This is a genomic window from Pseudomonadota bacterium (assembly GCA_018817425.1).
In the GTDB taxonomy this organism is placed as follows: Bacteria; Desulfobacterota; Desulfobacteria; order Desulfobacterales; family RPRI01; genus RPRI01.
Genome location: JAHITX010000100.1, coordinates 58,297 through 77,558, shown reverse-complemented (window position 1 = coordinate 77,558; position 19,262 = coordinate 58,297). Strand labels below are relative to the sequence as shown.

Genomic DNA, 19,262 nt, shown 5'->3' with positions numbered 1-19,262 from the left:
CGAGGCTGAATTGCTTAAGGGAGGTACGGCTCCCCTGCGGCCTACAGTGTTCCCTGTGTACGCTTCACGATCATTGTTCCTTGTCATAAGACCAAGTCCGCAGACCGCGCAACACTCGGTACGGGCTGCTGGTTAAGCTTTTCCCGATAAGGACTTTCTGACCGGGAACTCAAGCAGGACACACTATAAGAAGCACCAAGCTGCGCTTGGCGAACTAACAGACGCTTAACCGGTAGCGCGTCATTGGCGCGGTTTGTGCGTTAATGAGCGAAGCGAATAGCACAGAACCTTGGCAATAGCGCTATCCGGTTGAAGCGTATGTTATGTCATTTTAAAACATTATTATTTAAATTCTGAAATGTTTCCAAATTCATTCAGCTTTTCCTTAGTAATATTCCCATTTTTTACTTTAACAAGATATGCATGCTTATTTTTATTTGATTGAATAATTCTGTACTTGTCATTTTCAATCACAATAGCACAATTATTTTCTATGCCAATAAACTCTATATCTTTTTTCTTCAGATATCTATTAAAAGCATCTTCATCTTCTCTATCATCTAAATGTGGACAATGAATACCAGGTATAATTTTCAATCCATCTATCAAACTATAATTCCATTCTGTATTGCTTGAAAAAATCTCAGTATCGCTAATACCTTTTTCAAACCAACACATAGATCCAGCACTTAATCCACAAAGAACTTTATTCGTATTTATTACCTTTTTTAACGCTCTATCAACCTTCTCTTTTTTCCATATATCGATTAAGTATTTTGTATCTCCACCACCAACATAAATGATATCAGCGCTTCCAATTTTCAATTCAATTTCACTATATGTAATATTACTATTTGATACACACAAGGAATCACAAATACATCCAAGTTTTTCCCCGAATACTTCTTCAATAGTCTTTATATATCCTTCTGAATCATGACTTGCAGTTGGAATAAATAGCAGTTTTGGATTTGTAGTATTAGAAAGCTGGACAATGCTTTCATCAATTTTTAAGGTTTCTAAATCACGAAGTTCACCACCGCCAATCAACACGAAAACAGCCATAGGATATCTTTCCCAATCAAAATACAAATAAGCGCGTGCGATAGCGCAACGACATAAGTTATTCTATAGTTTCCGTAAAAATACTAAAACAAAAATTTCTTAACAAGAAAATTCTTATTCGATACTAATTTTTCTAACGGTATAATACTCAATACGAAGTGATTTACAGTTTTCCGGATAAATACAAATTCTGAAATATCTAAAAATAAGGTTAAAAGCCCTCATATCTTTTAAGATTTTGTAACAAAGCTCCGCACGTTCGGTTACATGCATTCCAAAAGCGGGATAGGATAATAAATTGAGTATTTCGAGGATTAAAATTTGAGCCCAACGCAGAGATCGGCCAAAATGGGGCGTTTTGAAACTGGCTCTTATGATAATCGTTAATTCGTTTCACTTAAACTTTGTATAAGCAATTCTTCAACTTCAAAACCTTCCGCAAGGGCTATACCTGCCAGATTTTTTCTCAGCCATTGCCGATAGCATCTTATAAAGCTCGGATCAGTAAATTGTATGGTTTCACCAAGACAGTTCAAATCCTGCTGTATACGCCAGTAAAGATACATCTTTAACTCCTTTACCATATTTCGGCAGGGTATAAAACCCATAAGCGCTATGTTAATATTTAAGTGTGTCTTTAAAAAAACGAACAAGGAATTTCGAATTATGAATATTTTTTATTTTTCAGTTTTAATACTTTTAACAAATATTGATATTAAAAGTTTCAACCAACGATCTTCGATATCATATCGTTTATCTTCCTTCGATATTCATTCCCCCTTATAAAAGGGGGATTAAGGGGGTTGTTTCCTTGTTCTATATTCGATATTCAAATTACTTTCATGTAGTTGTTATTTATTCATTAAGATAGTGCTATGGGTATATAGCCCCGCCCTACTTCAACTCGAATCGTATTGGCACTCTTACCCACATTGCCATCCTACTTCGCCCCTTCGTTCCAGGTTCAAAAACCCAAGTTTTAACTGAATTTAATGCCGCTTTATCTAAAATGCTATGGCCGCTTGAAGTAAATAATTTTAAATTTTTTACCCGGCCGTTTTCATCAACTAAAACATTTAATATTACTATACCCTGATAACCTCTTCTTCTGGCTATTCGCGGATATGCAGGAGGAGGATTGGTTTTATATAAAGGGTATGCTTCCCGTATAACATTTGCAGTAGCAATATCATCATCCGTATTATTCTCTTCTGATATGTTTTCATCAGTTATTATATTATCAGTTTCTTCCTCAATTTCTTCATTATCCTTATTATCTTCTACAGGCTCCGATATTATTTCAGGTTGGTCATTTTCTATTTCCCTTTTATCAGGTAAAATGATCTCTTCTACCGGAACCGGTATTGGCTCAATTTTTTTTGGAGGTATTACTGTTTTTTTAGGCTTTATTTTCGGTTTTTCAACAGGCTTAACTTTTTTTATTTTTACTACAGGTTTAGGAGGTGGCTCGCGATATGATATTGTTACTTCAACAAAATCAGCCTTTGGCAATTTAATGTTTTTTTCAAAAAACCAACCTAAATTAAGCGCCATCAAACCGGCATGAAACATAAGCGCCAGTACTATGGCAACCAGCAGACGCTTCATTTATCTTTCCGCCTCTGCCTGTAGAGAAATACGCTCCAATCCTGATATTTTAATTTTATCTAAAACTTTAAAAAGTTCCTGGTATGAAATGCTTTTGTCTGCAAAAAGCAAAACTCCAGGATCAGTATGCCCTTTGGCCATATTAGAAAGTGTTACGCTCAAATCTTCAAGCAATACTTCTTGTTTATTCACATAGATTTTGCCTTCCGCATCAATTGTAACGGAAAGCACCAGTTTTTTTTCAGGTTTTACAGCACTTGATTTAGGAAGGCATACAGGCATGCCTTTATGCACAGCCATGGAAAGGGTTGCATAAATAAATGATACAAGAACCAGAAAAACAATATCAATAAGAGGGATCATTTCGATCCTGCTTTTTTGAGCAGATGGTATTTTGACTTTCATTCTTTATTTCCTTTATTACCATCCGATGCTGTAACAACTTTTTCATAGACAATTTCAAAACTTGTGGCGTATTTTTCAATAATCTGGCCCGCACGTTGAATGCATGAGTTAAAATAATTGTAAAAAAATACCGAAGGTATAGCTATTGAAAGTCCGGCAGCAGTTGTAATCAATGCTTCTGCAATGCCTCCTGTAACCGATTGAGGATTATCAAGCCCTCCTGCTCCCAGCACTTCAAATGATTTTATAATTCCTGTAACGGTTCCTAATATTCCAAGAAGCGGGGCTACTGTAATAATGGTATCCAATACTCCCATATATCTGCTCATACGTTTTATTTCTTCTGCTGCGGCAGACTCCATTGCTTTTGTCAGAGAATATTCACGATGTAAAATCCCGCTTATAAGAACTCTTACAACATAATTATTCGAACCGGTGGATCTTGCTCTAACGGCATCCCAATCACCCTTGCGACAAAGATCAAGAACATCGTTTACAAGATCCCTGTTTCTTCTCATTCCTGTAAGAATCCAGAAATAACAACGATCAATAATTATTGCCATAGCCATTATTGAACACAATAAAAGCGGATACATAACAGGTCCGCCGCTTTTAAACATTTCCAGCATATATTCACCTCTTATCAATTAACTAGTCTTCTCCCAATTACTTGGGAGAAAGGGTCCAAGTGGTCCAGGATTCAAGGATTCAAGTGTTTATTTTCCAGGGTTTTGATCATCACTTTCAGCATTCTCTCAACATCCCCGATATCTTCTCTTATTTCCTGAAACCTTTCTTTTTCCATATAACCCAAGTCACCAGATATCATAATTTGGGTTTCCAATTCACAAACTGAAATTATAATCAAAATAACATTTAGCTCTTGATAACTTTCACAAGTTATCTCACTCGAACCCTTGACCCCTTGATTCCTTGACCCCTTCATCTATTTCAACTCTTTTGGAGATGATGCACTTATTATTTGAATCAACATACTTTTGCGGAACAAGCGTAAGTCTTGGAACATTTCCCAGAGGACTCTCATCCACCAGAATAGTACATCCATAAGCCTCTTCCAGCACTTTAAAAGTAAGTACTTCTTCAGGCCTTCCAATGCTTTTGATTTTGCCGGCTTTAAGCAAAAGCAGAGTATCAGCATACATTGCAGCAAGATTTATATCATGAGATACCATAACAACGGTGAGCCCTTTCTTCTCCACAAGCTTTTCCATAAGATCCATTATGCTAACCTGATGCGACAGGTCAAGGGATGCGGTAGGTTCATCAAGAAGAATAATACCGGTCTGTTGACAAACTGCTCTTGCAATAAAAACCAGTTGTCTTTCTCCACCGCTTAACTGATCCAGTTTGCGGGAAGAAAGATGTGTTGCACCTGTAAAAGCAAGGGACTGTTCTGCAATTTCAAAATCCTCTTTTCCGGGAAGGCCTAAAATTCCCAGATAGGGAGAACGCCCCATAAGAACCAGTTCTTTAACAGTAAAAGGAAAGTCCGTGGGTACATTCTGAGGAACAAGCGCAATAGATCTGGCAAGAGATTTTCTGGAAAAAGCATTAATATTCCGCCCGGATAATTTAATTCCACCTTCTTCGTATTTCATGTTTCCTGATATGGTTTTAAGCAAACTCGTCTTTCCCGAACCGTTTGGCCCGATAATAATAAATAGTTCTCCGGATTTTACAGAAAAACCGATATCGTTAAGAACAGTGTTTTCCCCGTAGGCGCAACTTAGCCCGCTTATATCAATTGCATTGTTCATCGCGCGGACCTTTTTAATAGATATATAAACAGCGGTGCGCCTATCATGGCGGTAATAACTCCAACCGGCATCTCACCTTGCTGCGGTATACTTCTTGCCAGCAAATCACAAATGACCATATATGATCCTCCTGCCAGGATACATGCAGGCACCAGTATGCGGTGATCAGATCCGAAGGTTAAACGCAAAAGATGAGGCATAACAAGACCCACAAAGCCCAAAAGACCGCAATTAGCAACAGTGGCGCTGACCATAAGAGAAGTTGTTATCAACAGAGTAATAGTTACCGCTTTGATGTTTACTCCCATAGACTGAGCCATTTCTTTTCCCAAAAGCATAAGATTCATGGAATTTGAAAAAATAAAAATGATTGCAAAACACGGCAGAAGTATCAATGCAAGATATCCGACATGCCGCATCTCAATCATTGACAAATCACCCATCAGCCAGAACATGATATTATGTATTTTTGTGTCATGCGCCATTGAAATCAGAAACATTATCACAGCCGCACAGAATGCATTAATTATAACTCCTGATAGAAGCAAAGAGTCTTTTTTTAAAATTGATTGGCCTGAAGACATGGCAAGAATTAATACAAGTATAATAATACTTCCTGAAAATGCTAACAGACTGACACCCGGAAAGAGTGATAGCCCTGCAAGAATGGCAATAATAGCTCCTATTGCGGAACCACCGGAAATACCTAAAATATAAGGTTCCGCAAGAGGATTTCGTAAAAGCGCCTGAAAGACAAGACCCCCCAAAGAAAGTGTGGCTCCGACCAGCACAGCCATTAGCACTCTTGGAAAGCGAATCTGCCAGATGATTGTATTTAACATTGAATCAGCGGCGGTTTGTCCCGTAACTGAGTTCCACACCCACGCAAATCCTCCTCCGGTGGACCCCAGAGAAATCCCGGCAAAAACACAGACAAGTAATAATACAAATAAAAATAAAGACAGCAGTAAAAGTCTTTTAGTAATATAATGAGGCGCCGTTTTCATGGGTTTGGGGTTCCAAGGTTAATGGTTCATGGGTTCATGGTTCAAGGTTCAAGGGTTCAAGGGTTCGTGGTTTACGGTTTACGGTTAGCTGCCACGCTTCAATATCTTCAAAATTATTAATTTTCATCACTCTCTAACCTTGAACTGTGAACCTCGGAGCTGTGAACCTGAGTTGTTACTGAAGAGTTCGGGATGAATTATTTTAACCAGCATTTCCAGGCCATCCACCATTCTGGGCGTGGGTCGATCCAATATATTTGAGTCAACAAGATAAATTTGGTTATTTTTTACCGCCGGTAAATCCTTCCAGCGGCTCCAGTCGGCCTTCACCTTCTCAAAAATCTCACCCCTTGCCATGGATGTGATAATAAAAACTTCAGGGGCCAATCCCAAAACCTGTTCTCTGGAATATCTTGGATAGGCAATAGGACCCTCGGTGAGATTCTGCCCTCCTGCACGCGTAATAAGCTCATGGATAAATGTATGAGTACCTATAGAGACAATAGGAGCAATTCCTATCTGGAAGAAAACCCTTGGCTTATGATCAACTTTTGAAACAAGTGCTTTTATATGTTCGATACGCTTGCTCATATCATTAGCAAGGATTTTGGCTTCTTTTAAAACATTTAAAAGCTCCCCGATTTCAACAACAGTGTCCATCACTGATTCCAGATTTTTCGGATTAATAGCATAAACCGGAATATTTAAAGCATCCAGTTGTTTTACCGTATCTCTGGAGTTTCCGTCTTTTATTGCAATGCATAAATCAGGTTTTAATGCTACAATTCTTTCAAGATCCAGATTCACATATGAACCAACAACAGGAATCATTTTTGCCTCGGATGGATAATCTGAAAACAGGGTAACTCCCTTTAACCGATGTTCCTCCCCAAGAGCAAAAACGATCTCGGTTATACTTGGTGCAAGGGATACAATCCTTTGAGGATTTAAAGGGACATTAACAGTCCGCCCCGCTTGATCGGTAAAAGTTCTGGTTTCGGCCCAGGAAGTATTTACAATCAGGCAAAATGCAATAAGAGCTAAAATATAAATTTTATTTTTTTTCATATGATTATAATTTTAGGATTCGAGGGGTCGAGGGGTCAAGGATTCAAGTGACAAGGTTAATGGTTCAAGTAATAAAATATATGCTTTTGAACTATCAATCCATGGACTTCGTTATTTGCGCTTTTCACCTGAAACTTTATTCTTGATCCCTATACATTTCCCCTTGGACCCTGGAATCCTTGAACCCTTGAATCCTTGAATCCTATTATCTAAATAATAAAATCAAACAATACTAAATATATGTAAAATGGTCAAATCATTCTGATGAACCACTCTTTCTTTCATGAATACCACTTAATAATGAATTTAAAGCCATATCAATAACAACCGGCAAATCAATTCCGGCAAGATAGTCCTTATCTTCACTTATTTTTCGCCCGGCTATTTCTTCTTCCACCTGCTTGCACCATAATTCATAAGAACTCAGATCATTAATAAGGCCTTTTTCATAATCATCGCTTAAAGCAAAAGATGCTTTTAAAAAAGAAGCATAACGGGGTTGCAGCAAAAGACCTTCGAATTCGCCTACCATACCGGATTCTCCGGAGCTGCATTCACATCCGTATGCAGAAAGTATCTCAAATACACTAAGATTTCTGTCTCTCAAACGCGAAAAGATATTACGCTCTGAAATCATTCCATTTTGCTTGTATATTGTTTCAGAAACACCAGCATAAACTGCTTTTGCGATTAATTCACCCAGTTTGGTATGGCCTCCGGCATTTTTCAATTCTTTTCCGGAACCACCTACAACCAGAATATTATCAGTACCTGTTCCTGTAGCCATATTAATCATAGGAGTATAAGTACTTCTTACATCAAGATCCTGCATAACTGCGCTCTTGGCTTCCGTAACCGAAATAATAGCTCTTGTCATAGCCCTTGGCGTAAGCTTCATATTTGTTAAAATAATGATATTTATTGTTCCCGGTTCATAGAACATACCTTCGTCTGCTGACATACGCATAGCATTGGATTTAACACCGGCAGTTACCAGAGCATAGACTACCATATCTTTAAATTCCTTGCGTTTGACAGCAAGATTGTCCATATCCGCTCCGGTAAAAAGAAAACTTGAGTCTTCCAATGATTTTCCAATGACTTTATAAACATGATCCCGTTGCGACTCAAAACCTTCATTATGCCCAATACCCCAGCAAGGCGGAGGCGAATAATGATTGCCAACTGTTTTTATGCCATCACGCTGTCCTTCAAGTGTTGAAACTATAGAAAGCGGCTTTTTAAATTCCACAACCAACGTTTTGTTGTCAAAATCATAAATCTTGCTGTAATCAATATGTACATCTTTTATATAATCCAGATCCACATCGATTTTTTTTGATTTAAAAACCTTTTCTTCCAATACAAAGTTTGAAGCATCGGAAAACTCATCGCCATATATTCTTGCAGAAAGCCATGAAACAAAATATCCCGAATTTACAGAAGCCCTGCAAGTCAACTCACAAGGGAAATTATAGATCCTGCCGTTTTTTACCGCATCTACATCTTTCCAGCCCGGTTCACTAAATATTTTATTAACCTTTTTTGTGTCGCCTCCACAGCCATAAATCACCTGGGGATTGAATTTCATCCATTCCTCTTTGGTGACATCTACTATCTTTCCCTTTTTATTGAACACTGGCGCAATACCTCCTGCAAAACGTATAAGCTCGTTTTGAAAGGAGTCGTCACCAGGAGTCATTATCTTATCTCTTCCCATAAGCCTTATTACTCTTTGTTTATTTGCTTCAGGAATCCTGCTTGTTTTTTTTGAAATAAGCTCAAATTCTTCTTTGATTTGTTCTACAATCTTTTTTGCTTTTTCTTCTTTATTAAATATTTTACCTAATGTATAAATCACATCAAAGGAGTCAGATACGGAATCGTGTTCAAGATTGATCAATATACATTTTTTATTCTTAAATCTTTCAACTACATTTTTTTGCAACTTTGAATAGAAGATAACATCAGGATTTATCTTTTCGATCTTATCAACAGAAGGCGAGAAAAATCCCCCGACAACCTCTTTTTTGCTTACCTCAGGAGGAGAAGTATCATAAATAGTCACGGCCTTAAGATTGTCTGCTGCACCAAGCTTAAATATGATATCAGTTACGGATGGAACAAGGGATACTACTGATGATGGGGTTTTATCGATATTAATGTGGTTTCCGCCATGGTCGATAAAGTCAAGAGGATAGCATAATGCCGGAATGATAGTGCAAAAAACAAAAATGCTAATAAAATACAATATGCTAAATTTAATTTTATTTATCATTACATTGATTCCCTCGATTTTTTTCATTTTATCCGTAAACAAAGTTCCGATAATCAAATCAAAAATTACAATTACAACATTTGATTATCGGAACCGTTTATAAAAAGATTCAGTACTCATAACCTACGCTAAAAAATACTGATGCTCCTGCTCCTGGATATCTATCCCGACTAGGAGTGCCAACTGAATTGTAGAAAGTAGACGTATAAGTATCATATTCTTCATCAAATAGATTATTACCTTGCAAAGACAAAACCCAATTATCAAATAAACGTTGTTCAAGCTTTATATCCACAGTATTATATGAAGCTAAATTAACCTCGGCATGCTTGTCCGAATCATTTCTGTAATAACCGGGACGATCTCCTACATATCTATAAGTAGTGGTCATAGTAAATCCTATATCATTCCAATAGGTAAAACCGCACTTATAAAAATGATCCGAGGTATAAAGATTCTTACGTTTAACACCTCCTGCGATTTCTTCTTCAGCATCAGTATAAGTATAGTTAAAAAATAAGTTTATGCCATAATAAGGACCAACCTTTGCTCCGATTTCACAACCTTTCGCTTTATAGCTGTCCAGATTTTCAGGTCTATAAAAATAGAAGGAATCTGAGGCCCATCGTATTTTATCATTTATATCCCATTTGAAATATGATGCAGTAATAAAGACTTTATCATTTAATAAAGACTGTTCTAAAGTAATATCAGAATGTTCCCCCGTTTCAGGTTTTAAATTGGGATTACCCTCAGCACCCGAACCCCATCCCCAATCTTCGTACGGAAAAAAAAGGTCATTTAATGTTGGAGCATTAAAGTGTTTTCCATAATTAAATTTAAATACCGTACCTTCTAAAGGATTTACAATTATACCATAACGAGGAACATCTTTTGTCCCAAATTCGGAATGCTCTTCATGCCGAACTCCTGCCAAAACCTTAATAAAGCTACAAGGACTATACTGCGCTTCAGCAAACAAGCCATTGGTATATACATTCGCATCTTTTTTTGCCTTCGTTGTATAATCTTTTATTCCACTGCCGGTTAAGTCATATTTTTTATTTTCCCAGTCATATTCCTTATATTCCCCCCCCAATAAGAATTTCATACTTTTTATAGGTTGAATATCAACATTGCCTTCAACCTGAATAACTTCATTAGTTGTCCAACTCTCATCACCAGGCACCCCAGGCAGAAAAGAATCATAATAGCGTCTATAGTTATAATTCTCCATATTCATATAGCTGCCCTTTAAGTTTATACCTAGCCATTTTACAGGGCTGCTTTTCATAGTAAGTACAAGGTGTGCATCCTCATCAGCACCTTCATCAAGTACACTTGCGGAGTGTTCATCATATACTTTAGTTCCATTATAATAAAAATTAGATGTTCCATGCGAAGGCTCAACGCCTGGTCGACCAAAATCTCTGTCAATATAATCCCCGTAAAGGCTTATACCCAATATATCCCCTATATCATAAACAAGATTTAAAGATACGTCCTTATGATTGCTCTCAGCATTTTCCCGAAAACCATCCGAATCACGTTTTGTAGCTGTGAGATAATATCCAAATTCATCTGTGATAAACATCCCCTGTTCGGCTGAAATTTCATATCTGTTTTCAGAACCATAACCAGCACTAACCTTAAGATCCATTTTGTCTTTTTTCGGTCTCTTGGTTATAATATTTACTATTCCACCCATAGCGCTTGTGCCATAAAGAAGCGATCCTGAACCCTTAACCACTTCAATTTTTTCTATACTGTTTAAAGGTATCCTGCCAACATCGGCTATACCAAGAGATGGAGAATTAACTACTATGCCATTTACAAGGACCTGAGTGCCCTCAGCACCCATACCTCTAATATGAATCTCTTGAGATGCACCTCCATAATCTCCATAAGTTCTCCAATCTATGCCCGGCTCATTCGCCAATAATTCTCCAACTGAGGTTGCCGCAGATTCCTGTATATCGTTTTTATCCATTATAATTACCGAATTTGCGATATCTTTCCTTTTTTCCTCTGTTTTTGTAGCGCTTACAACTATTTCATCCAATACCGGTGTAGACACTATACCGTCTTTTACATCTTCTGAAAAAACCAATGAAGGTATCATCATCAAAAATAATACCGACAAAAAACCCGATAAGCTCTTCTTCACTTTTCCTTCCTCCTGAAATATTATTAATAATTTCCAGGTCCGGAAACAAAAATCCCCGGACCGATTATATCGTCCCGGGGATTACCCTTTTTTATCCTCAAGATACTATCTGCGCTCTCTTGTCCTCGGAGAACACACAAACTACTCAGGCAGGTCTTCTGACTATCGGATCAATCTACTTTTGCCCCATTGATTAAAATTTCCTTTTGGAAAATTCAACCGGGCTGACCGCGCCTTCCCACCTGTTTTTAAAACAGACAGTGGCAAAAATGCGGTTTTCGTCCCCGATCACAGCGGCGGGCCCGTCCCCGATTCTAACAGGGTTCCCTTTTATGCTCAAATTGAGCACCTGAATATGATTTTGATTTCTATTGTTACTTATGCTAAATGTCAATAAAAATAATAAATCTATGATTGAAACATAATTGACGACTTTGCATGAAACCGAAAAATACCATTTTTTGTTATATCGATACAGAGCAGAAAGGAACTAAAAATTGAACGATGATATTAAAAGTAAATTTCGTGCGTTTTCAGTCAATAAGACACTTCCTGACAATACGCCATACAAAAGTATTTCGATAGATCACGTTAAAATAATATCTCAGGAATTCAATATAAGCTGCCGGGAGCTTGAGATTGCCTCTTTGGAATCTGAAATTATTCCTGAACGTTATGTACGCAATATGAAATCATTGTCTTGTGAAGATCAGATAACACTTTTAAAATCCAAAGCAACTATTGTAGGCTTAGGAGGTCTTGGTGGATCTGTTTGTGAAACACTTGCAAGGATAGGCGTTGGAACCTTAAACCTTATTGACGGTGATGTGTTCGAAGAAAGCAATTTAAATCGTCAGGTCTTAAGTAATGAAAGTAATATTTGTATACCGAAAGCTGATGCATCAAAAAACAGAGTAACAGAAATCAACTCTTCCGTGACGGTAATTAATCACCGTGAATTCTTAAATGATAAAAATGCCTCCGCCTTTATTGAAAACTCGGATATAATTATAGACTGCCTTGATTCGCTTCCCGGACGTTTTGTCCTGGAAAATGCATCAAAAAAAGCAGGCTGCAAATTTATATCTGCTGCAATTGCCGGATACTACGGACAAATCACAACTATATTTCCCGAAGATCCTGGCCTGAAACTTATCTATGGTGAAGCTAAAAACGCCCCAAACAAGGGAGCCGAAACATCTCTTGGCACATTGGCACACTGTGTTTCTTTGCTGGCATCACTTGAGTGTTCGGAAGCAATAAAAGTACTTCTTAATAAAGGTTCTCTTTTAAGAAACAAACTGCTTATTATTGATCTTTTCGATAATTCATTTGAAATTATAAGTCTTTTGAATTCATCAAAGCCGAATGGAACCTGTTTGCCTGTAGACAGAAAGCATCCAGTTTAGCTGTTATCAACTGAGGAAAAGAAGAGCCGTCACTTTCAATTGCAAGAAATGGAAGACTGTCAATATCCGAAAGCACGGCTTTTAAGTGCATGTCATCAGGACTTGTGGCGAGCTTATTTTCTTTGTTCATAACTTCTGTTAATATTGCTTCTGAAATTCTATTCGGCATACAGCCAAATGGCCCTACCGAAATTACCCCACAAGTATGCGAAGCAATTTCTGCAAGCGAGCTTCCTACAGTCAGAATTGCTTCACCAACAAGATCAGGTGACATATAAGGCATAGCGGTTTTTATTATATCTTTTGCGCTTATAGGTTCAGCATGCACAAGCCCTGATTGCGATAGAATTTCCTTTATTCTTATTTCATACTTTTTCATAATTCTCTTCTTAATTGCAAAAGAAAACTTTTCCATAGCATTCATTGTTGAATCTGAAAGCTTGTTGTCAACCAGATAGTCACAATAATACAACCATTCCGAAATAGGAGCACAAAGAGTTGCAAACCCCATAGCAGCTAGTTTTTCTGTAAGATATTGCCTTGATATCGAATCTCTTCTTACAAATATCTCACCAACAAGCGATATTTTCGGGACTTCGTCCGGCAATAGTTTCATTGGAATAGTACTTAATTTTTTTGATGTAATTTTGAGTCCCTTTTCAAAGCTGTCAAAATCACCTTTTTCTATTTTCTCAAGAATAAACTTCCATTCATTCTCAAAAAGACTGATGCCGTATTCCGGATCAACTGCATTGGCTAAAATCATGGATCTAACATCTTCCATAACATCGGAGATTACAACCGCCCACCACCCTTTTTTTTGAAAACCATTTCCCATCCCGCAGTAGCCGTTCTCAGATGACAGGGAAAGCATGGCTACATCAGGGATTTCCAACCTTTTTATAAGATCCTCCATAAAAATATGATACTGCCCGAACCTGCAAGGTCCGCAGGAAGTAGGCATGAAATAGACAAGAACCTCACCGTTTTGTTTCCCGTTATTGATATAATTCAGCAAAGTTCCGGTTGTTAATTGTAACGGCAGACATTCCTTGCATGAAGTATTGGCACGACCGAGTTTCAGAATTGCCATATCTGAAGGAGGATGTGCTTCTGCGTTAAACCCGTTTGCGCGAAATACTGCAGCAAGCGATTCGGTAGGAATTCTTCCCATTGAAGGCAGAAGTACTTTAACATTAGGATCGGTCATGGAAAGCTCTCTGCCGTTTGAGGTAATTACTTTTGTAACCCCATTATTCAGGGCAACTCTTGCAGGCTTAAAGCCGTTTTTTCTTACAGATATTTTATTTCCGGATAATAGCTGCCTGTATGAATTTATAATATCAATAAAAGCTTCAATTCTTGTTTCAAGTCCTGCATCTGCTGTATGGCTGTCAAGTTCAAGGGTTAAAGACGGTTTTAATCCCATAATATCTCTGAAATACCCGATAAGAAAAGAATCAGGCCCACAGGAAAAATTGGTTATAAAAGTTCCAAACAGCTGTGGATGACTTTTTACAAAATTTCCCGCTTTGATCAGCATCTCTCCAATACCCCAGTACATATTAGGTCTGCTCTTTTCATCGTTAAAATCAAGAAAATCAAAAGGCAGCACCAGGATACCTCTTGAGGCTAATTTTCGGGGTATCCCCATATGGGCTTCTTCGCAAAACCCGTTGTAAGGTCTGCCAAAAATTACTACACCAAATTTATTTGGATCTTTTTCGAGTTCTTTTAATGCCTGATTCCCGATAGTTTTCATCTCTTCAAAACATTTTTTCTGCGCATATAGCGCTGCAGCAAAAGCTTTTTGTGTAGCTTTTTTACCAAAGCCCATTTTCTTTGCCGTTTCAAAAAGAGGCCTTTTTGCAGATTCAATTCCTTTACCAAGATCAATAAGGGGATTGAATATTTTTGTGCCTTTCTTTTTAATATAATCAAGTCTGTCCTTAAAAGCTGTCTGGAGATAAAATGTTTCTCCCTGAACAACAGGGCAAACCTGTGAATTTTGATTTCCGTTTAAAGCAGGAACAGCTTTAAAATGCGGCAGAAATATATACTCAGGGATATCTTCTCCTGAAATCATAGACCAGAAAAATCCATGAGCAAGCTCAACCGGATAACAAAAAGCAGCGCCTTTCTGGTCGATGCCTTCCTGAGAAGGAATATCAGGCAATACAGTCTCGAACCCAAGCCCTGCGAAAAAATTAGAATATAAAGGATAGTATGTATTTACCAGAAAGCTTCTGTTAATACCCACACGGCCTTTAAATCCGCCTGCCGGTATGTTCTGCCTTGATGCAGCGTATTTTTCAAAAACAAGTTTCTGGCGGATACGTACAAAATCAAAGTTTTCATCACTGCTTTTTATATTGTTGCGAAGATTATAATAATGATTGCATGCCCCTCCAAAAGGGTATTTATTATCTTCAAGTTCAATGATTGCAATATTACAACGTCGATCACAATCATTTTTTACTCCATGACATGTAAACGACTTTCCATAATTAACCTCACGGCCAGCCAGCACTTCAAGATCAAAATATTTCTTTTCCAACAAACCTTTCTCTATCCTTTTTTTAATCTCAAGTGCCGCACCGAATGCACCCATAAGCCCGGGCTCAGGAGGTACAATTATTGATTTGCCTGTTAAAGCCGCCATAGCAAGAGGTACAGCATGATTGTAGCACACTCCTCCCTGCATGAAAACTTTGCCCCCTACAGGCCGGTTTCCTTTAACTCTGTTTGAATAATTCATACATATGGAATATACAAGGCCTGCGACTATATCTTCCTGCTGCAACCCTTCATGGATAGCATTTTTTATATCTGAAGAAATAAATGCTGCGCACTGATCATTGAAATTCGGCGGCATTACTCCCTTTAATGCAATATCTGATATATCCTCCATTTTGATTCCAAGTGTTTCAAACGCAGATTCCTCCAGAAAAGAACCCGTTCCGGCAGAACAGGCTTCATTCATTGCGTAATCCGATGGAACCGAATTTACAATGTATGTATATTTTGCATCCTGGCCCCCTATCTCAAAGATTGTATCTACTTTTGGATCAAAATAAACAGCTGCTGTTGCATGAGCAATAATTTCGTTTATTATACCGTCTGTTAAGGCATGAAGACCGGCTATCTGACGTCCGGAACCGCATACGCCAAGCCCTTCTATTGTTATACCGGAAAGCGGCGTTTTTTCAGAAACAGCTTTTAAGATATAATCATAACACTTTCTGGATGCGCCAACCGGATCTCCGCTTGTTCTTAGATAAACCGATTCAAGAATTGAATCATCACTGTTTCTCAGAAGTACTGCTTTTGTTGTGGTAGAACCCACATCAAGACCTAAAGTGCATATATCGCCTGCTTTAACATCACATTTCGGCATGCTTTTGAATTCAACCAGATCTTCAAATTCTTTTAGCGGAGAAAGTATTTCAAAAGAAGTTAATTCACTCTTAAATAAAGAGTCAGCACCTGCAAAAGCAATCGTCTCGTGTTCAAGCCCCCATAGGGCAGCACCCAGAGCTTCAAAATAAGGAGCCTCTTTAGGAATTATAAGACCGGAAATCTCTTTGCGCAAAAAATCAATCATCATTTTGTTTTGAGCAGTTCCACCGGTTATCATTATGTTTTCTTTTTTTACTTTTTTCAAAAGCTCCAGAATCTTGCTTGCCATCATCTTGCACAATCCGGAAGTAACTTTTGATTTGGGAATTCCTTTATTAGTGGCATGGGTACAGTCTGATTTACAGAAAACAGAGCAGCGACCGGAAACATGATAAGGATCTTCAGATTCTGCAAAACCGGCTGCTTCTTCAACCGAAACATTCATTCTTCTGAGCTGCTGCAAAAAAAACTCTCCGGTTCCTGAAGCGCACTTATTACCGGTAATTACATTTGAAATCCTTCCTTCACGGTTTAATACATATATCATAAAGCTTTCACCGCCTGCAGAAACAATTGCGGAACATTCTATTTCAGGCGGTTTTACATAACGATAGGCATATTCAACTGCTTCCGGTTCGGAAATCTTCGACAGGTTTAAAAGCTTATGGAATCTGCGGCCGGTCGAGCATATTCTGTCAAAAGAACTGCCTAACTTTTCAAATACGGAAAGAAGAGTTTGTCTTGGATTACCCTCATGGGGAAGAGTTATATAATCTATAATATCAGATTTTATAAAACTATCAGGTGCAGTACTTTCAGCACACTGCACAAACTCAACTCCAACCGCAGAAATTGTTGATGCACCGAGGCACAAGCCAAGAGATCTGATCTTATCTGCCTGATACTTCTCCTTGCCGGACTGCATATACATACCGATCACCTCAATATGATAAGAGTGGATTCATGGAGACGGTCTTATTATGTTATGAAACAATTTGACCGTGTTTTAAGAGTAACATCAAACTGGCAATGAAACCATTGAAATTATGTTCCGCAACCTTTAATATCCTGGGCACCTTGAAATATGATATCAAAAAGTTCCTGTATATCCGTTTCTTCAAGACAGGAAAAGGCAATTCTAAGATCACTCTTTCCAAATGAAATAAGTCCCACGCCGTATTTATCAAGAAGATGCAACCTTAAAGTCTCAGCATCGAGACCATGTAATTTTATACACATAAAATATCCGGAATTAAAAGGATAAACTTCCCAGACATCTTTATATTTTGGATTTGATAATACTTCTTTAACCTTGTTTGCTCTTCTTTGCAAGATATCAAACTTCTGTTTTTTTTCATCAGCATAGTTTTTATCTTTCATCGATTTTAAAACTATGGTCTGGCTTAAGTGAGAAGCATTGGAAATATTACCCCTTATGCATCCTGCTGTCTTTTTTTCAAGTGCATCATATATTTTTTCGGCTTCACCATCGATTTTACAACCATAAGTAATAAAACCGATCCTTAAACCCCATACATAATTTTCCTTGGTGGCTCCGTCAACCTTTACTGCCAATAGGTTGGGAGATCTATCACAAATACGGGTAAAAACAGATTCTTTTAAAGTTTTATCATCATAAAACAGCCCAAAATATGAGTCATCACATATGGTAACTATATTGGTACCTTTTGTGGCGGCATTAAGCAAAATATCGGCAATACCATCTCCCTCTTTTTCCGAAACAGTATAACCTGTGGGATTATGCGGAAAATTGAGAAGCACTGTTATTTTTTTATGCTTCTTGGCTTCAGTGTTAATTAATTTTTCAAATGCACTAAGATTGTATTCACCATTTTGTGTAAAGATCGGATAATTGCTTATCCTTGCCCCTTTCCTGACATTTAAAATCATATTGTAGTTACCCCACATCATGTCCGGCAGAATAACAACATCATCAGGATCAATCAATACATCGGCAACCACACTGATCGCATGCGTGATACCGCAGGTAACAACAGGCAGACTTATTTTTTTGCCGTAAAGGGAAGGGTTCTTTTCATAAATAGAGTCCTGCCACACTTTTCTTAATTCCGGAATTCCGAATGATGGGGCATAAGTCAAAGCATCTTCCGCCTCAATACCGTCTATCAAAGACATAACGGAAGGGAAATACATCGTTTTACCGCTTTCTTTTGCGATTCCTATAGTTGCATTCAGCTTGTACGCTTTTTGTTTTGCTTCGGCGCTCTGGCTTAATATGCCTTTCGGGAAAAAAAGGTTCTTTCCGATAGAAGATAACATATCGAGTATATACAAATTCTCATTTTCAATAGTCTGATTAAGCTGTTTTGCTATAGGATTCATAAAATTAACTGCCTTGTTATATTATTATTATAATACTTCCGTTAGAAGTTTCTCAAAGTATGACCTGTTAAATAATGATTGCAAAGATGTATAGCATGGTTTTTTGAAACCGGCAATCAGCAAATACTATTCTGTGCATGAGGGACATGTTCCGGAAAGAAAAATCTCGTGTTTTTCCATGACAAATCCTTCAGGAGCTGCTTTAATGTCACTTAGCAAACATCCGGGAAGATCAAAAACTCGGTCACAAATACGGCAATAAAAGTGATGGTGGTGTTCCCTGCCGGTTTGCTCATACAAAACTCCAAGCACCGGGTGACTGACAGGTTTAAGCCTCCCATTTTCGACCAACAGTTTAAGGTTACGATAGACTGTGGCCTGATTTAAAGATTTAACAATCTTACGGCCTGATTTCAGAACTTCCTCAACACCCAATGGTCTGTTTTCAGTTCTAAAAACCTGTTCGATTGCATCTCTTTGCGATGTTTTTCTCTTTATCATTAATACCTCTTTTTTTAATTACATATATGATTATCCGCTTTAATGCAAATATATTTGCATTACATGTTGACTTGAAAGAAGAACAAATCTATCATTAATGCAAATGCATTCGCAGAGATAGGAAGCGTTAATCTTTGTTTAATAACACCCTATCTAAAGCCATGCAAAACTCTCTTACTATTACATAAAACAAAATCAGAGGCGTCTTAATTG

General features: G+C 37.8%; 15 protein-coding genes and 1 riboswitch. Of the genes, 1 reads left to right on the top strand and 14 read right to left on the bottom strand.

What is annotated here, in order from left to right:
* Window positions 1–342: 342 nt before the first annotated feature.
* From KKC46_17835 to KKC46_17785, 11 genes are all read right to left on the bottom strand, one after another.
* A complete protein-coding gene (locus KKC46_17835) occupies window positions 343–1,065 on the bottom strand; it encodes a peptidase E (GenBank protein ID MBU1055663.1) in 723 nt (240 codons plus the stop codon).
* Window positions 1,066–1,448: 383 nt separating this feature from the next.
* Window positions 1,449–1,631 carry a hypothetical protein gene (locus KKC46_17830; protein MBU1055662.1) on the bottom strand — a complete coding sequence of 61 codons (183 nt, stop codon included), beginning with the start codon at window positions 1,629–1,631 and terminating at the stop codon, window positions 1,449–1,451.
* 328 nt (window positions 1,632–1,959) lie between these two features.
* Window positions 1,960–2,673 (bottom strand): energy transducer TonB, encoded by a 714-nt coding sequence (locus tag KKC46_17825; protein MBU1055661.1) that lies wholly within the window; start codon window positions 2,671–2,673, stop codon window positions 1,960–1,962.
* Entirely contained in the window at window positions 2,674–3,078 is a 405-nt protein-coding gene (locus KKC46_17820; protein ID MBU1055660.1) for a biopolymer transporter ExbD, read from the bottom strand. It lies immediately after the preceding gene.
* Complete coding sequence (locus tag KKC46_17815; GenBank protein ID MBU1055659.1) at window positions 3,075–3,707, bottom strand: MotA/TolQ/ExbB proton channel family protein; 633 nt, start codon at window positions 3,705–3,707, stop codon at window positions 3,075–3,077. The genes KKC46_17820 and KKC46_17815 overlap by 4 nt, the downstream gene beginning before the upstream one ends.
* A gap of 71 nt (window positions 3,708–3,778) precedes the next feature.
* The gene (locus tag KKC46_17810; GenBank protein MBU1055658.1) at window positions 3,779–3,907 is read right to left on the bottom strand and encodes a hypothetical protein; all 129 of its coding nucleotides are present in this window, start codon (window positions 3,905–3,907) and stop codon (window positions 3,779–3,781) included.
* 76 nt (window positions 3,908–3,983) lie between these two features.
* Complete coding sequence (locus tag KKC46_17805) at window positions 3,984–4,856, bottom strand: ABC transporter ATP-binding protein (protein MBU1055657.1); 873 nt, start codon at window positions 4,854–4,856, stop codon at window positions 3,984–3,986.
* The gene (locus KKC46_17800; GenBank protein MBU1055656.1) at window positions 4,853–5,863 is read right to left on the bottom strand and encodes an iron ABC transporter permease; all 1,011 of its coding nucleotides are present in this window, start codon (window positions 5,861–5,863) and stop codon (window positions 4,853–4,855) included. Before KKC46_17800 ends, KKC46_17805 begins: the two co-directional genes overlap by 4 nt.
* A gap of 126 nt (window positions 5,864–5,989) precedes the next feature.
* Entirely contained in the window at window positions 5,990–6,931 is a 942-nt protein-coding gene (locus KKC46_17795) for a cobalamin-binding protein (GenBank protein ID MBU1055655.1), read from the bottom strand.
* Window positions 6,932–7,187: 256 nt separating this feature from the next.
* Window positions 7,188–9,236, bottom strand: coding sequence for an adenosylcobinamide amidohydrolase (locus tag KKC46_17790; protein ID MBU1055654.1), 2,049 nt, complete (start codon window positions 9,234–9,236; stop codon window positions 7,188–7,190).
* An 82-nt stretch (window positions 9,237–9,318) separates the two neighbouring features.
* Entirely contained in the window at window positions 9,319–11,376 is a 2,058-nt protein-coding gene (locus KKC46_17785) for a TonB-dependent receptor (GenBank protein MBU1055653.1), read from the bottom strand.
* 130 nt (window positions 11,377–11,506) lie between these two features.
* Window positions 11,507–11,744, bottom strand: a riboswitch (cobalamin riboswitch).
* A 318-nt stretch (window positions 11,745–12,062) separates the two neighbouring features.
* Here KKC46_17785 and KKC46_17780 point away from each other — a divergent pair.
* Window positions 12,063–12,785, top strand: a complete 723-nt coding sequence (locus KKC46_17780) for a HesA/MoeB/ThiF family protein (protein MBU1055652.1) — start codon at window positions 12,063–12,065, stop codon at window positions 12,783–12,785.
* Here KKC46_17780 and KKC46_17775 read toward each other — a convergent pair.
* From KKC46_17775 to KKC46_17765, 3 genes are all read right to left on the bottom strand, one after another.
* Window positions 12,715–17,109: an activase gene (locus tag KKC46_17775; GenBank protein ID MBU1055651.1), complete on the bottom strand. Its 4,395-nt coding sequence runs from the start codon at window positions 17,107–17,109 to the stop codon at window positions 12,715–12,717. The genes KKC46_17780 and KKC46_17775 overlap by 71 nt on opposite strands.
* A gap of 119 nt (window positions 17,110–17,228) precedes the next feature.
* A complete protein-coding gene (locus tag KKC46_17770) occupies window positions 17,229–18,548 on the bottom strand; it encodes an aminotransferase class I/II-fold pyridoxal phosphate-dependent enzyme (GenBank protein ID MBU1055650.1) in 1,320 nt (439 codons plus the stop codon).
* Between the two features lie 126 nt (window positions 18,549–18,674).
* Window positions 18,675–19,046: a transcriptional repressor gene (locus KKC46_17765; protein MBU1055649.1), complete on the bottom strand. Its 372-nt coding sequence runs from the start codon at window positions 19,044–19,046 to the stop codon at window positions 18,675–18,677.
* Window positions 19,047–19,262: the final 216 nt, after the last annotated feature.

Excerpts from the sequence above, each read along its gene's own strand:
- KKC46_17835 (MBU1055663.1), bottom strand. The coding sequence starts at position 1,065 with ATGGCTGTTTTCGTGTTGATTGGCGGTGGTGAACTTCGTGATTTAGAA.
- KKC46_17830 (MBU1055662.1), bottom strand. The coding sequence starts at position 1,631 with ATGTATCTTTACTGGCGTATACAGCAGGATTTGAACTGTCTTGGTGAA.
- KKC46_17825 (MBU1055661.1), bottom strand. The coding sequence starts at position 2,673 with ATGAAGCGTCTGCTGGTTGCCATAGTACTGGCGCTTATGTTTCATGCC.
- KKC46_17820 (MBU1055660.1), bottom strand. The coding sequence starts at position 3,078 with ATGAAAGTCAAAATACCATCTGCTCAAAAAAGCAGGATCGAAATGATC.
- KKC46_17815 (MBU1055659.1), bottom strand. The coding sequence starts at position 3,707 with ATGCTGGAAATGTTTAAAAGCGGCGGACCTGTTATGTATCCGCTTTTA.
- KKC46_17810 (MBU1055658.1), bottom strand. The coding sequence starts at position 3,907 with ATGATATCTGGTGACTTGGGTTATATGGAAAAAGAAAGGTTTCAGGAA.
- KKC46_17805 (MBU1055657.1), bottom strand. The coding sequence starts at position 4,856 with ATGAACAATGCAATTGATATAAGCGGGCTAAGTTGCGCCTACGGGGAA.
- KKC46_17800 (MBU1055656.1), bottom strand. The coding sequence starts at position 5,863 with ATGAAAACGGCGCCTCATTATATTACTAAAAGACTTTTACTGCTGTCT.
- KKC46_17795 (MBU1055655.1), bottom strand. The coding sequence starts at position 6,931 with ATGAAAAAAAATAAAATTTATATTTTAGCTCTTATTGCATTTTGCCTG.
- KKC46_17790 (MBU1055654.1), bottom strand. The coding sequence starts at position 9,236 with ATGAAAAAAATCGAGGGAATCAATGTAATGATAAATAAAATTAAATTT.
- KKC46_17780 (MBU1055652.1), top strand. The coding sequence starts at position 12,063 with ATGAAATCATTGTCTTGTGAAGATCAGATAACACTTTTAAAATCCAAA.
- KKC46_17775 (MBU1055651.1), bottom strand. The coding sequence starts at position 17,109 with ATGCAGTCCGGCAAGGAGAAGTATCAGGCAGATAAGATCAGATCTCTT.
- KKC46_17770 (MBU1055650.1), bottom strand. The coding sequence starts at position 18,548 with ATGAATCCTATAGCAAAACAGCTTAATCAGACTATTGAAAATGAGAAT.